The following is a 15,666-nucleotide window of genomic DNA, read 5'->3' as shown; positions in this document are numbered from 1 at the left end:
TATTAGTTTATTTATTATCTAATGCTGCAATACCTGGTAATTCTTTACCTTCTAAAAATTCTAGTGATGCTCCACCACCTGTTGATACGTGAGTCATCTTATCACCAAATCCTAATTGATTAACTGCAGCTGCACTATCTCCACCACCAATTACAGTAGTCGCATCAGTTAACTCTGCCATAGCCTTAGCTACTGATAATGTTCCATTTGCAAAGTTCTCAAATTCAAACACTCCCATTGGTCCATTCCATACTACAGTTTTTGATTCTTTTATAGTTTTTACAAAGTTTGCTATAGTCTTAGGTCCCATGTCTAATCCCATATAATCTTCTTTTACATTAGCATCTTCTGTTACTATTGGAGTTGCATCTGGTGCAAAGTGGTCTGCCATAACAACATCTACTGGTAATAGTAAATTAACCCCTTTATTTTTAGCTTTCTCCATCATTTCTTTTGCATATTCTACCTTATCTATTTCAAGTAGAGATGTTCCTACTTCATAACCTTGAGCTTTTAAGAATGTATAAGCCATTCCTCCACCTATTATTAGGTTATCAACTTTTTCTAATAATTCATTTATAACAGCTAATTTATCAGAAACCTTAGCTCCTCCAAGTATAGCCGTAAATGGTCTCACTGGATTTGCAACAGCTTCTCCTAAGAATTTTAATTCTTTTTGGATTAAGTATCCGCAAACTCTCTCTTGTAAAAATTCTCCCGCTCCAACTGTTGAACAGTGCGCTCTATGAGCAGTTCCAAATGCATCATTTACAAATATTTCAGCAAGTGAAGCTAATTCTTTAGAGTAGTTTTCTTCGTTTTTAGTTTCTTCTTTTCTATATCTAGTATTCTCTAATAATACTACATCTCCGTTTTCCATGTTCTCAGTAGCTTTTTTTGCATTTTCTCCTACAACATTATCGTCCGCTGCAAATACCACTTCTTTACCTAACATTTCAGATAATCTCTTTGCAACTGGTGCTAAAGATAATTCTGGTTTAGCTTCTCCCTTTGGTTTTCCTAAATGAGAGCATAATATAACTTTTGCTCCTTTAGAAATCAAATATTGAATCGTTGGTAAAGCTCCGTTCAATCTATTTTCATCAGTAATTACACCATCTTGTAATGGCACATTAAAGTCACATCTCACTAATACTTTTTTTCCGCACACATCAATATCTTCTATAGTTTTTTTGTTAAGCATTGACATAAATATCTCTCCTTTTAATAAAGTAATTTTTTATTGCCAAGTATAATATAGTACATACTTTTACCCTATTAAATATATCATATTATCATATTTTTATATATAGTATGTAACATTATTTAGGTGTATTTTATATATTTTTTCTTAAAAAAAGTCCTGAGTCCGTAGTATTAAACTACAAACTCGGACTTTGTCAATCTACTTTTCTATTTTCTCAAAGCTGACTATTTTGCTAATTGTGCAAAGTATCCTAAAGTTCTTATTAATTGAGAAGTATAAGACATTTCATTATCATACCAAGAAACAACTTTAACTAATTGCTTTCCATCTACTTCCATAACTTTTGTTTGAGTAGCGTCAAATAATGAACCGTAGCTTATTCCGATTATGTCAGAAGATACTAACATTTCTTCAGTGTATCCGAAAGATTCGTTTGAAGCTTCTTTCATAGCTGCATTTATTTCTTCAACTGTAACATTTTTTCCTAATGTACAAACTAATTCAGTTATTGAACCAGTTACAACTGGTACTCTTTGTGCTGCACCATCTAATTTTCCTTTTAATGAAGGTATTACTAGACCGATTGCTTTTGCAGCTCCTGTAGTGTTTGGAACTATGTTTCCAGCAGCAGCTCTAGCTCTTCTTAAGTCACCTTTTGGATGAGGACCATCTAAAGTGTTTTGGTCATTAGTGTATGCATGTATAGTAGTCATTAATCCTTTTTCTATACCGTATTTGTCGTTTAATACTTTAGCCATTGGAGCTAAACAGTTAGTTGTACAAGAAGCTCCTGATATAACTGTTTCAGAACCATCTAATATGTCACTGTTTGTGTTGAATACTATTGTTTTTAAATCTCCAGTAGCTGGTGCAGATATAACAACTTTTTTAGCTCCTGCTTGTATATGAGCTTCAGCTTTATCTTTAGATGTAAAGAATCCTGTACATTCTAATACTATATCTACTCCTAGTTCAGCCCATGGTAGGTCAGCAGGATTTCTTTCTGCTGTTACTTTTATTTCTTTTCCGTTTACTACAAAAGCACCTTCTTTAACTTCTATCTCTCCATTAAATCTTCCTTGAGCTGTATCATATTTAAATAAATGAGCTAACATTTTAGCGTCTGTTAAGTCGTTTATTGCAACAACCTCGAACATATCTTGTTGCTCCATCATTTTTCTTAATGCTAATCTTCCTATTCTTCCAAATCCATTTATAGCTACTTTAACCATTTTCGCTACCTCCTATAAAGTAAATGTATGTTTTCTAGCTCTGTGCTAGGTCTTGACTTTTATAATAATGACAATATCTTATAAGCACTTTCTTCATCTGTTACAAGAACCATGTTTTTATGCATATTCGATATGGCTAATAAGGCTTCTACTTTTTCAGTACCTGCAAAGATTGCAATAGTTTCTTTTACTTGTTTAACTGTCTCCAAATCAATTCCAACAGTATTCAATTTATAAACTATTTCTCCATCTTTATTGAAATAATATCCAAATGCTTCTCCAACTGCATTTTTAGATAATATCTCATCAACCTTATCTTCTGGAAGTTTTCTTCTCTTTGCCATGACATCTGCTCTACCTATACTAAAAACTAAAATGTCTGTTCTTTTAATATACTCCAAAGTTGTCTTAATCTCTGGCACTTGGCTAAGAGTTTTCATTGCACTTTCATCCAACTCATCTGGTATATGTAAAAGTTTGCAATTAGAATGTAACTTCTTACTTACTGAAGCAACTATGTTATTAGATTGCATCTCTACATCAGTTCCCATACTTCCTCTAGCTGGTACTATTGTAGAGTTTGGGTATCTCTTATCAGTTTTAATAACGTTTGAAAACTCCAACATAGTGCTTCCACCAGTTATTGAAACAATATCTCCATCTTTCAAGATGTTTAAGAAATACTCACATCCATATCGAGTTACATCTTTTAGTAAACTTCCATTTTCATCACAGCTTCCAGGAACTAGTATTACCTTTTTTATTCCAAGCTTTTCTCTAACTCTATCTTGTAACTTAGACAATCCCATGATGTCACTCATGATGTCTTTAAGTTTGTCTAACAAATCTGAACCTTCTTTAGTGATGGTCATTCCAGATACAGCCACATCTATAAGCCCTTGCTCTTTTAAAAACTCTGTCTCTGACCTAATTATTCTTTCACTAATTTCTAATACATTTGATAAGGTTCTTCTACCTATTGGCTCGCTTAAAGATATTTGTCTTAAAATAGAGTATCTTCTTTCCATAAGTTCAATTGCCTGTGGAATTAATTTCTTTTGAATTTCTAATAAGTTCTTCATAACATACTCCTTATTACTTTCCTTTCGGGACTTTTTGTGTCCCTAGTGTTTATTTAAGTCCCACAAGATATTTTTATTTTATAGGATTTGCGTATAGATTTCAATAGTTTTTCAAAAACTTTTTTATTTTTTTGTTTTGTAGAATATTTCTCCACCATTTTCAAAGTACAGTATTTTTTCTTTTTATATAAGGTTTTTTATATATGTTTTTATATTTTTGTCTTATTTATACTCTATGTGTTTTTCCTTTTGTAATTATTAAATTTAATAATATTTTATTTATACCAGTATTCTTCTTGTTCTAATATTTAATCATTCTTTCCAAACTTTTATTTAAATTATGTTTTCTATTTTTTTAGTATTTTATTTCATAACATTTTTAGCCTAATTTTCATTCCCCTTTTAATTAGCCTTTTCCCCTTGTTCTACTGATATTTGTATTTTACTTATTAGTATTCTTTTCTCTTACTTGAAGATAAAATTCCTAATTCTTCACGATATTTGGCAACTGTTCTTCTTGCAACATTGATTCCTTTTTCTTTTAGCAGCTTAGATATATGGTCATCACTTAAAGGTTTCTTTTTATTTTCGTCTTTTATTGTTTCCTTTATAATTTTTTTTATGCTTGTACTAGATGCCATTTCATTATTCTCAGTTTCAATGGCACTACTAAAGAAATATCTAAATTCATACACACCAAAAGGTGTCAGCATATATTTACCATTTACACCTCTACTTATAGTAGATTCATGGAATTCCAATTTTTCTGCTATGTCTTTCATTTTTAAAGGTTTTATATATTTTGTCCCTTTTCTCAAAAATTCATCTTGAGCTTTTACTATTTCTTCTGCAATCTTAAGTACAGTAGTTTTCCTACTTTCTATATTTTTCATAAGTCCTGTTGCTGAATTTAGTCTTTCTTTTATAAATTCCTTTGCACTTTCATCAGACTGTGAATTTTTTAATATGTCTTTATAATAATTATTGATTCTTATCTGATAAGAATCTTTTTCATTTAAATATACAATAAATTCATCATCAATTTTTTCTACAGTTACATCGGGTTGAATGTACACACTTTTTTCTACTGAGCAAGTTCTTCCTGGTTTTGGGTCTAATGTTTTAATTATATTTATTAGTTCAACACACTTTTGTAGTGACATATTGTATTTTTTACTTATCTCTTTGTATTTATTATTTGCAATCAAATTTAAGTCTTTTGTAACGATTTCCTCTAAAATTTCATTATATATTCCTAAACTTGCCATTTGAATCATAAGACATTCTGAAAGACTTCTTGCTCCTACTCCACTAGGTTCCAACTGCTGAACACTAATCAAACATTTTTCAAAAAGTTCCTCATCTATCTTTAAAGTATCAACAATTACTTTTTCCTCAGTTCTTAAATATCCATCCTCATCTAAACTGTCAATTATATACTCACAGACTTCCAATTCTTTATCTGTAAGTTTATATAAGCTTATTTGAAATTTCAAATCCTCATATAAATTTGACGAATATTTAACTAAATTTTCTAGATTAACTTCATTATCAGGATTATAGCTTATCTCTGTTCTGTCTAAACGTCTTGACTTGTCCATATCCTTTATATATTCTTCCCAATTTATTTCCCCACTTTTTTCAACTTCAACTAATGGGTTATTCTCTGCCTCTCTTTTAATCTCTTCTTCTAATTCTAACTTACTCATATTTAATATTGATAATGATTGCTTGAGTTGTGTAGTCATTATTAGCTTCTGAGACTGAGTTAATTCTAGACTATTATTAAAATTCATTCTGCTCACCTCTCAATTTTATTAAACTTATTTTATAAAAGAAAAACCCTCCTGTATATGTATATTCTATCATTTAAAATATACCTTATGCAAAAGGGTTTTTTTTATTTACAATTTCATCTATTTTTTTATTTAATATTTCTTTTTTTTGTTACTTTTTTTTGCTATATGGAGTATTTTGTAATGGTAGTTCAGTTCTAAACTCTTTATCAAATACATAATAAGCATTTTGTACTGCTGGTGCAGTAGGAACTGTACAAATTTCTCCTACACCTTTTGCTCCATAAGCCAGTAAATCTTTGTTCTTTTCAACTATCACAGCTTGTATTTCTGGTATATCTGTAGACTTAAATAAACCTAATGTACCAAATTTAGCTGTAGGTACAGAGTTAACTACTGGGTAATCCTCAGTTAGAGCGTATCCAAGACCCATAACTACTCCACCTTCTATTTGTCCTTCTAAACTGATTGGATTTATAGCTCTTCCAACGTCATGCGCTGCCACTACTTTTTCCAATTTTCCATTTTCATCTAGCATTACAACTTGTGTCGCATACCCATAAGCGACATGGCTTACTGGATTTTCCTTATCACAACCCATTTTATCTGTAACACTTGAATATTCTCCGTAAAACTCTTCTCCTTCTAGCTCATGTAAAGTTTTACCAAATTCTAAAACTTCTTTTAATTTATTTGATGCAACTTTAGTAGCTTCTCCTGTAAATACTGTCTGTCTTGAAGCAGTAGTATTACCAGAATCTGGTGTAAGATGAGTATCTGGAACTTCATGCACTATACTTTCAGGTGGTAAACCAGTAGCTTCACAAACTACTTGAGTCATAACAGTACCAAGACCTTGACCTATACAAGAAGCACTTGTTCTTATATGAACTCTTCCATCTTTTATTACTAATCTGCATCTTCCAACATCAGGTATACCAACGCCAACTCCACTATTTTTCATTGCACAAGCTATACCTGCACGTGGGTGCTTCTCATACTCTTCTTTCACAGCTTCTAGCGTTTCTGCCATTGCTGTTCCTTCATCTGCAAATTGACCATTTGGTAAAACTTGCCCAGGTCTTATTGCATTCTTATATCTTATTTCCCAAGGTGATATGCCTGCCATTTCAGCAAGTAAATTTAGGTTACATTCTGTTGCAAAACAACTCTGTGTAACTCCAAAACCTCTAAATGCTCCACCAGGAGGATTATTAGTATATACTGCCGTTCCTGTTATATCAATATCTTGATAATTATATGGTCCTGCTGCATGAGTACACAATCTTTGTAGTACTGGACCTCCAAGAGATGCATATGCACCTGTATCAGATATTATAGTTGCTTTCATCCCTGTTAAATATCCATTTTCATCACATGCTGTCGTAAATTCCATTTCTGTGGCATGTCGTTTTGGATGAACAATAATACTTTCTTTTCTTGTTAACTGTACCTTTACAAATCTTTTCGTATGATAAGCAAGTAAGGCTGCATGGTGTTGAACGCTCATATCTTCTTTTCCACCAAATCCTCCACCTACCATTTTATTTATCACTCTTACTTTTTCATGTGGTAACCCTAACATGTCTGCACATTCATGCTGAGTAGCAAATACTCCTTGGTCTGTTGAATAGATTATTACTCCATCTTCTTCATAAGGACCAGCTACTGCACACTCAGGCTCTAAAAATGCATGTTCTGTAGCAGGTGTAGTATATCTTTTAGTTACAACATATTTTGAATTTTCTATCTTTTCTTCAGCGTTTCCTCTTACTAAATGTTCCTTAACAAGTATATTACCTGTCTCATGTATCTTTGGAGCATCCTCTCTAAGAGCATCTGCTGTAGTACTTAATGGTGTTAATTCTTCATAATCTATTTTAACTAGCTTTTTTGCTTCTTCTAATGCTTCTCTAGTTTCTGCTGCTACTAAGACTATTCCATCACCTAAATATCTAGTTATTTCACCTTCTGGTATTAAAGTGTCCCAATCCTTCTTTAGGTGACCTACTTTTATAGTTCCTGGAATATCTTTAGCTGTTAACACTGCAACAACTCCTGGATAGGCTTTTGCTTCTTCTATATCTATTTTTTTGACTAAAGCTCTAGGATATTTTGCTCTAACTGCTGAACCATAAATCATACCCTCAATTCTCATATCATCTACATATTCAGAATATCCAAGTGCTTTACCTACTGCATCAACTCTAGGAAGATTTTCACCTACTAGACCTTTACAGTTTACTTTTGGTACATCTATATCTTCTCTAAAAATCTTTGCTGCTAAATCGACAGCTTTAATTATTTTTACATATCCTGTACATCTACATATATTACCTTTTAAAGCTTTCTTTATATCCTCTTCAGTAGGATTATCGTTAACGTCTATGAGTGCTTTTGAACTAATTACCATACCTGGAATACAAAATCCACATTGTACAGCTCCTTGGCTAGCAAAAGAATATGCAAAAACATCTCTTTCTCTTTCTGATAATCCCTCTATAGTCGTTATGTTTTTTCCAGCTAATTTATCAGTTTTAAATACACATGCTTTAGTTGCTTTGCCATCTATTATAACCATACATGTTCCACAAGCACCTTCTGAGCACCCATTTTTAACTGAAGTTATATTCATATCTTCTCTAAGGAAGTCCAAAAGCTTTTTTCCTTCTTTTGCAACAACTTTCTTTCCATTTAATATAAATTCTACCATTCTCTAGCCCCCTTTGTTAGACGCCTCTTTATATATTTCCCACTTGGAGTATTACAGATTAACTCTCCCTCTTTAACTACTTCTTTTCCTCTTAAATAAACATGTTCTATTTGACAATCCACTTCATACCCTTCATAAGGTGTATAATCTACATTTTGCAATTGTTTCTTTGCTTCTATTTTAGTTTTCTTGTTTGGATTTAAGACTAATATATCTGCATCACTACCTATTTCTATAGTTCCTTTGCTAGGATACATTCCAAATAATTTTGCTGCATTAGTTGATGTTACTTCTACCATTTTGTTAATAGATATTTTATTTTTACATACTCCATATGTGTATAAAAGACTCATCCTATGTTCTACACCTGGAGAACCATTTGGTATCTTGCTGAAATCGTTTATTCCAAGCTCCTTTTGTCCCCTATAATTAAAAGAACAATGGTCTGTTCCTATAGTATCTATTTGACTATCTGAAATAGCATTCCATAATATTTCATTATTTTCTTTATCTCTTAAAGGTGGTGACATAACATATTTAGCACTTTCAAATCCATCTAAATCATACAATTTATCATTTAATAGAAGGTACTGAGGACAAGTTTCAACTATTACATCCACACCTCTTTGCTTAGCTTTTAAAACTTCATCCAAGGATTCTTTGCAACTTAGATGAACTACATACACCTTAGAATTTGCAACTTCAGCTATCTTCATAAGCCTTGATGTAGCTTCTGCCTCGAGTATAGCTGGTCTAGTTAATTGATGATATTTTGGAGACAAATTATTTTCTGCCCTCGCTTTATCCACAAGTTCACATATTATATCCCCATTTTCACAATGGAATCCAATAATTCCACCTATCTCTTCTGCTTTTCTCAAGGCTTCAAATATGACACCATCATCAACTTGGAGACTTCCTTTATATGCCATATACAATTTAAATGAAGATACACCCTCTTTTACCATATCTTCCATTTCATTACAAACTGAGTCATTCCAGTCTGTTATAGCCATGTGAAAACCATAATCTGAGTAAGATTTATCTTTGGCTTTTTCATGCCATTCTTCTAATCCTTCTCTTAAAGAACATCCCTTAGCTTGTGTAGCAAAATCCAATATAGTAGTAGTTCCTCCAACTATAGCAGCTTTTGTTCCTGTCTCAAAGTTATCTGCTGTTTTAGTAACCCCTGTATCTAAGTCAAAGTGAGTGTGTGTATCTATACCTCCTGGTATAACATAAGAATCACTAACATCGACTATTTCATCATTTTCTTTTGATATATCAAAACCTATATCGACTATTTTTTCATCTTCTATTCTTACATCTGCACAGTAAGTTTTTTCACTTGTTACTACTTTCCCACCTTTTAAAACAATTCCCATATAGACTCCACCTTACTTATAACGTATCAATTTATTTTATCTCAAGCAATTAACTTAAAGTAATTTTACTAGAACTCTTATACCACCTAAACTGTGCTAGAATAGTTTTGTATATTGCTTTATATTAGATTATTACTATAGCTCGTCTACTAATCATATATATTTATCATTTCAGTACATATTACTCTAAGTTAATTATTAAAATTCTATACAATATTATTCATTTACAGCTTCTACTTGATTGTAGCAGATGCTTAAAGCTCCTTTTGGACATCTAGTTACACATAATCCACATCCAAAACATTTGTCTGCATCTATATTTAATTTATCTGTAACTTCTAATGCTTCATATACACAGCTTGTTACACATTGCTTACATTTGATACACTTGCTATCATCTACAACTGGAGCTACTGAATGAGTTCTAAATCCTCTAGCTGCCATTTTCTTATGAGTTAATCCTTTTATTTCATTAACATCAGAATATCCGTTTTCATCTAAAAATTCATTTAATTCTTTAGCAATTTTTCCATAGATAGAAGGCCCTTTAAGAATTGCTTCTGTACATACTTGAACAGCGCTTGCTCCAGCCATCATCATTTCAGCTACATCTTTTCCACAAGTGATTCCACCAACACCTATTATTGGTATATTTACAACTTGAGAAGCTTCATATATACATCTTATTGCTAAAGGTCTTATTGGTGCACCTGATAACCATCCATATCCAGCTTTACTTCCCATTATAGGGTATCCTGTATTTACATCTATAGCCATACATGGTCCAAATGAGTTTATCATTACAAGTCCATCTGCTCCTGCTTCTTCAACAGCTTTTGCAATAGTTTGAATATCAGTATGAGGACTCATTTTCATAAACACTGGTACGTCTAAAACAGCTTTTGCTGCTTTTAAAGCATTTACTATTGGAGCAACATCTGTACCTACATAATGAGTAGATAATTCAACTGCATCAGCATAAGGTTTTACTAAAGGAGCAACCTCAGCTATTTGCTCTGCTGAATATCCCATACTTACTATTACTGGAAGTCCTGTTTCTTTTACTTTTTTGTATTCTTCTTCTATCCATTGTTCTTTTGGAAGCTCTGACCATAATTCTGTATTTAAGAAACCACTATTAGTTTTTGCCATACATGGTCTTGGTACATCTGCTGGTAATACAGATATAGTTTTTGTACATATAGCTCCTGCTCCACCTTTTGCTGCTTCTTGACAGAGAGCACCATCTTTTGCTCCAGGACCTGCTGCTGTCATAATTGGATTTAAGAATTCCATTCCATATAAATTAACTTTTAAATTAGCCATATTATTATCTCTCCCTTAATTAAATATTTTTAATATTTAGCTTATATTCTTTTATTTGTATTTGTATTTGTTATTTATCTTCTTTTTATATTATTTCTATTTTGCTTCTTCAACTTTATTATTCTTCTCTTTTTTAGAACCTAATTCATTGAAGAATATATTTAAAAGTACTGCTGATAAACTACCTGTTGTTATTCCACTATGGAATATTGTTTGTACCCAAGTTGGGAAATTATTATAGAAAGCAGGATTTGTTAGTGGTATCATAGATAAACCAACACTAACTGCTACTATAACTCCATTTTTAGTTCCATCAAACTTTACTTTACTTAGAGTTTTTACTCCCCCAACCATTACCATTCCAAACATTGCAAACCCTACTCCTCCAAGAACAGGCTTAGGTATTGCTCCTATTATTGCTGCAAATTTTGGTAAGAAACCAAGTACTAGCAATATAACCCCTGCATAAACTGCTATAAATCTTGATTTTATACCTGTAAGACCTACTATCCCTGTATTTTGACCAAATGGAGTTATTGGGAATGAGTTGAATATTCCAGATAAAGCTGTAGATATTCCATCTCCAAATAGACCTCTTTTGATATTTTTACCTGTTACTTCTTTATCTACCATCTCATGGATAGCTATCATATTACCAACTGATTCTGTCATAAGTACTAACATAATTAAGCACAATGATAGTATTGCAGATGGTTCAAATCTAGGCATTCCAAATTTTAAAGGTACATTTAAGTTAAGCCAACCAACTCCATTTACTGCACTAAAATCTGCCATTCCAACTGCCATGGAAAGTAGTGTACCAAGTACTATACCTACCAATATAGCTGTACTATTCCAAATTCCTTTTAAGAATTTAAATGAAAGTAAAGTTATTGCCAATACTGCCAAAGCTAATGCTAATGAGTTTGGTTCAACCGCTTCCAATTTGTTGTCAGTTATCCACTTTATCCCAACTGGAAATAGTGAAATACCTATTACCATAACAACTGTTCCAGTAACTACACTAGGGAAAAATCTTATTAATTTTTCAAACACTGGAGCAAGTAATATACAAAACAATCCAGCTACGATTACAGAGCCAAATACTGTCTGTATTGCAACCTGAGAATCACTATATGATGAGGCTATTGCTGTCATACCTGCCACAGCGGCAAAACTAGTTCCTTCTATTACTGGTATTTTAGCACCTACAATATTTCCTATACCAACACTTTGTATGAGTGTTCCTATCCCTGCCATAAATAAGCAAGCATTTATTAAAAAAACAATACTAGCATGATCTAGTCGTGCAGCACTTCCTATCATCATAGGAACTGCTACTGCTCCTGCACACATTGCCAAAACGTGCTGTAGTGAAAATACCCAAGATTTGGATATGGGTAACCTTTCATCTACTGGAGCTATTTTAGGGCTTTTATCTTGAGACATTTTGGGTCTCCCTTCTATATTTAATATTCTATTCCATATATTTTTTATCTATATATTTCATTTAAATTCCTATTTTTGTCCAAGTTATATTTTACAATGTTTAAATTCTATTCCATAGATTTTGGCTTAATTCTCTACTTTTAGCTAAAATACTTTCTTCGTCTATGTTTACTAACTTTCTATCTTTCATAAGTACTTTTCCATTTATAATAGTTGTATCTACACTTCTTCCACTCATACCAAAGATAGTGTGTCCCCCTATTGTATTTTCTGTCAATGGAGTATGTGGTATATAATCAACTACTATTACATCTGCATAAGCACCTTTTTTAAGTACTCCTAGGTCATTTTTATAATAAGCTTTAGCTATTTTTCTATTGTTATCGAATAACATTGTTTGTGACTCTCCAAATCCAACTCTTGGGTCTTTTAAGTGATGTTTGTGAATTATATTGGCAACTTTTAGTGATTCAAACATATCGCTAGTATATCCATCAGTTCCTAGACCTACTGTAACATCTCTTTTTAATAACTCTATTGCTGGAGAGCATCCAACTGCATTTCCCATATTAGATTCTGGATTATGAACTACAAATGTATTCGTTTTATTTAAAAGACTAATTTCATCTGTACTTATATATATACAATGAACTGCTATAGTCTTTTCCTTTAGTACTCCAAAATCATTAAATCTTTCTAAAACTCTCTTTCCATATTTGTCTACATTGTATTGTAAATCATCTATACCCTCAGCAACATGTACATGATACCCTGTATCAAGACCATCCATTTCTGAAGCACACTTATTTAATGTATTATCAGATAGTGTAAATGCAGCATGAAGACCAAACATCCCTTTTATCATATCTGTATCATCTTTTTGAGCATATTTTATAAAGTTTACGTTTTCATTGATTCCTTGTTGGATTGTATCTCCACCATCTCTATCAGATACTTCATAGCAAAGGCATGTTCTTATTCCCAAATCCTTTGCAACATCTGATATTGTAAACAAACTTCCTTCGATTGCATTTGGACTTGCATGATGGTCATAAACTGTTGTCACACCATTTTTTATACATTCTATATACGTTGCATATGCACTGTACTTAGTATCTTCTAGTGTAAGTTGCTTATCAAGTCTCCACCATAAATTGTTCAGTATCTCTAAAAAATTCTCAGAAGGTTTTCCTGGAACTGCCATTCCTCTAGCAAATGAACTGTATATATGCATGTGTGAATTTATTAGACCAGGCATGATTATCTTCTTGCCTGCATCTATAAATTCATGTACTGGATATTTAGCTTTCATTTCTTCTGTAGTACCTATATCTTCAATTAGATTATCGTTTATTACTACACATCCATCTTCCATATAGGGATTTAAAGAATCTTGGCTTATTAGCCTCCCATTCCCCACTAAAATCATAAATTTATTCCTCCTTAAAGCTAAGATTTAATTTTTAAGTACTTTTCCTGCTTTAATTTTATTGTATTTTCCTTCTTCAACAACACAATTTCCATTTATAATTACATAATCTATACCTGTAGGGTACTGCATAGAATTGATAAAATCATCACATCCACTAACTGTATCCTTGTCAAATATAACTATATCTGCAAAATATCCTTCTTTTAATTCGCCTCTATCTTTTATACTAAAGCTTGTAGCTGCTTTTTTAGTCATTTTATAGACAGCTTCTTCAATTGTTAGTACATTCAACTCCCTAACATATCTTCCTAGTATTTTAGGGAAAGAACCATATGCTCTTGGATGTGGTTTACCTGCTAAAAGACCATCTGTACATACATTTTGCTCGTCTCTTTTCATAAATCCTATTATATGTTCTTCCAATCCATAGAAATCTACCATTCCAACTGCATTTTCTTCTTCTTTTAATAAATCAAACGTTGCATCTAATGGGTCTTTTCCTCTCATTTCTCCAATTTCTAACAAGCTCTTACCAATTGTGTCTTTATTTTTTTCTGTCTTTACACTTGTTACAAATATTTGGTCTATCCCTGCAAACTCTATAAAGTTATCCCAACCTTCTATTCCATTTGCTATATCTTTTTTCATTTTTGCTCTTTCGTTTTCATCACTTAGTCTTTCTATTAACTTATCAGTTCCTCCAGAATGTGCCCAAGGAGGTAAAACTACTCCAAGCATTGTACTTCCTGCTGCATATGGATACTGGTCAAAAGATACTCTTATTCCTTCTTTTTCAGCTTTTTCTAAAAGCTCTATAACTTGAGGTATATACTTCCAATTTGATTTACCACAAACCTTAAAGTGTGAAAAATGAACTTTTACTCCTGATTGTTTTCCAATTTCTATGATTTCTTCCATTGATGTTAAAATTGTATCTGCTTCACTTCTTTGGTGAACTACAAATACTCCATCATATTTTGCTACAACCTTACACATCTCTATAATTTCTTCTGTCAATGAATATGCACAAGGTATATATATAAGTCCAGTAGACAATCCTATAGCTCCTGCTTTTAATTCTCTCTCTGTGATTTCACACATCTTTTGAATTTCTTCTTTAGTGGCAGGTCTATCTTCAAGTCCCATTGCTTCCATTCTAACGTTTCCATGAGGTACTAGATAAGTTTCATTTAAACCTACCCCATTGTTATCCATCATTTTTAGATAATTCTCTGTTGTTTCATATTTCCAATCAATTTCATCACTTTCACCATCTAGGCCTGCTAAATTTTTTCTCCAAGAAGATATATGTTCTTGAGGTAGAGGGGCCATAGATATACCATCTTGGCCCAACACTTCTGTTGTAATTCCCTGTCTAATCTTTACCTCATTATATGGATTAACTAAAATCACTAGGTCTGAATGGCTATGAGTATCTATGAAACCTGGACATATAACTCTACCTTTTGCATCTATAACTTTGTCAGCTTCTTCATTTAAATCCTGTGATATTTTTAATATTTTCTCATTTTCTATTAAAATATCTCCTTCATATGCTGGTGTTTTACTTCCATCTACTATAAGCCCATGTTTTATTAAAGTTCTCACAAAACCATCTCCTAATTATTTTTTATAAACTGATTTTAATATACCATAATATCCTTCTGCACCTTTGAATAATTGGTCTAATTCTATATGCTCATCTATTGTGTGAGCAAGATTTTCTTTAGAAGGACCAAATCCTATTGTTCTTATTCCAGCCTCACCTGCATAATGGCTTCCATTTGTACAGAATGAGTATTGAGTTATTTCTGAATCTATTCCAGCTTCTTTTAATCCTTTATATGCTGCTTGAACAAATTCATCTTCTTCATCATATAACCAACCTGGGAAGAATCTTTCACTTTCTATAGTATTTCCTGTGTAACAATCAGCTTTTTCAACTGCATAAGAAACTTTTGCATTTAACTCTGGGTCTTCTTTCATCATTTCATCTAATAATGCTTGTATTGGAGCTAATACTCCTTCTCTTGTTTCACCAACC

11 protein-coding genes are annotated in these 15,666 nt (G+C 32.2%); all 11 read right to left on the bottom strand.

All coding sequences use genetic code 11. The features are described from left to right. Positions 1–7: 7 nt before the first annotated feature. Positions 8–1,210 (bottom strand): phosphoglycerate kinase, encoded by a 1,203-nt coding sequence (locus tag Q3287_RS09525; RefSeq protein ID WP_054271651.1) that lies wholly within the window; start codon positions 1,208–1,210, stop codon positions 8–10. Positions 1,211–1,431: 221 nt separating this feature from the next. Then, positions 1,432–2,439, bottom strand: coding sequence for a type I glyceraldehyde-3-phosphate dehydrogenase (gene gap / locus Q3287_RS09520; protein ID WP_021385974.1), 1,008 nt, complete (start codon positions 2,437–2,439; stop codon positions 1,432–1,434). 59 nt (positions 2,440–2,498) lie between these two features. Further along, complete coding sequence (locus Q3287_RS09515) at positions 2,499–3,521, bottom strand: sugar-binding transcriptional regulator (protein WP_054271652.1); 1,023 nt, start codon at positions 3,519–3,521, stop codon at positions 2,499–2,501. Positions 3,522–3,970: 449 nt separating this feature from the next. After that, positions 3,971–5,317 (bottom strand): RNA polymerase factor sigma-54, encoded by a 1,347-nt coding sequence (gene rpoN, locus Q3287_RS09510; RefSeq protein WP_054277599.1) that lies wholly within the window; start codon positions 5,315–5,317, stop codon positions 3,971–3,973. Positions 5,318–5,468: 151 nt separating this feature from the next. Next, on the bottom strand, positions 5,469–8,030 hold the full coding sequence (gene xdh / locus Q3287_RS09505) for a selenium-dependent xanthine dehydrogenase (protein ID WP_407963978.1): 2,562 nt from the start codon (positions 8,028–8,030) through the stop codon (positions 5,469–5,471). Further along, positions 8,024–9,415, bottom strand: a complete 1,392-nt coding sequence (hydA, locus tag Q3287_RS09500) for a dihydropyrimidinase (protein WP_054271655.1) — start codon at positions 9,413–9,415, stop codon at positions 8,024–8,026. Before hydA ends, xdh begins: the two co-directional genes overlap by 7 nt. Positions 9,416–9,631: 216 nt before the next feature. After that, positions 9,632–10,741: a 4Fe-4S binding protein gene (locus tag Q3287_RS09495; RefSeq protein ID WP_407963977.1), complete on the bottom strand. Its 1,110-nt coding sequence runs from the start codon at positions 10,739–10,741 to the stop codon at positions 9,632–9,634. Positions 10,742–10,837: 96 nt separating this feature from the next. Beyond that, complete coding sequence (locus tag Q3287_RS09490) at positions 10,838–12,190, bottom strand: nucleobase:cation symporter-2 family protein (protein WP_054277600.1); 1,353 nt, start codon at positions 12,188–12,190, stop codon at positions 10,838–10,840. A 100-nt stretch (positions 12,191–12,290) separates the two neighbouring features. Further along, positions 12,291–13,619: a putative aminohydrolase SsnA gene (gene ssnA, locus Q3287_RS09485; RefSeq protein WP_407963976.1), complete on the bottom strand. Its 1,329-nt coding sequence runs from the start codon at positions 13,617–13,619 to the stop codon at positions 12,291–12,293. 27 nt (positions 13,620–13,646) lie between these two features. Next, complete coding sequence (locus Q3287_RS09480) at positions 13,647–15,230, bottom strand: amidohydrolase family protein (protein WP_054277602.1); 1,584 nt, start codon at positions 15,228–15,230, stop codon at positions 13,647–13,649. A 15-nt stretch (positions 15,231–15,245) separates the two neighbouring features. Then, a partial coding sequence (locus tag Q3287_RS09475; protein ID WP_407963975.1) for a M20/M25/M40 family metallo-hydrolase occupies positions 15,246–15,666 on the bottom strand: 421 nt, incomplete at its 5' end.

Source organism: Clostridioides sp. GD02404, from assembly GCF_045898275.1.
Classification (GTDB): domain Bacteria; phylum Bacillota; class Clostridia; order Peptostreptococcales; family Peptostreptococcaceae; genus Clostridioides; species Clostridioides difficile_A.
Note: the sequence above shows the minus strand (reverse complement) of the source record. Positions and strands in the feature narration are given on the sequence as shown.

Excerpts from the sequence above, each read along its gene's own strand:
- rpoN (WP_054277599.1), bottom strand. The coding sequence starts at position 5,317 with ATGAATTTTAATAATAGTCTAGAATTAACTCAGTCTCAGAAGCTAATA.
- Q3287_RS09490 (WP_054277600.1), bottom strand. The coding sequence starts at position 12,190 with ATGTCTCAAGATAAAAGCCCTAAAATAGCTCCAGTAGATGAAAGGTTA.
- Q3287_RS09515 (WP_054271652.1), bottom strand. The coding sequence starts at position 3,521 with ATGAAGAACTTATTAGAAATTCAAAAGAAATTAATTCCACAGGCAATT.
- xdh (WP_407963978.1), bottom strand. The coding sequence starts at position 8,030 with ATGGTAGAATTTATATTAAATGGAAAGAAAGTTGTTGCAAAAGAAGGA.
- Q3287_RS09495 (WP_407963977.1), bottom strand. The coding sequence starts at position 10,741 with ATGGCTAATTTAAAAGTTAATTTATATGGAATGGAATTCTTAAATCCA.
- gap (WP_021385974.1), bottom strand. The coding sequence starts at position 2,439 with ATGGTTAAAGTAGCTATAAATGGATTTGGAAGAATAGGAAGATTAGCA.
- hydA (WP_054271655.1), bottom strand. The coding sequence starts at position 9,415 with ATGGGAATTGTTTTAAAAGGTGGGAAAGTAGTAACAAGTGAAAAAACT.
- Q3287_RS09525 (WP_054271651.1), bottom strand. The coding sequence starts at position 1,210 with ATGTCAATGCTTAACAAAAAAACTATAGAAGATATTGATGTGTGCGGA.
- ssnA (WP_407963976.1), bottom strand. The coding sequence starts at position 13,619 with ATGATTTTAGTGGGGAATGGGAGGCTAATAAGCCAAGATTCTTTAAAT.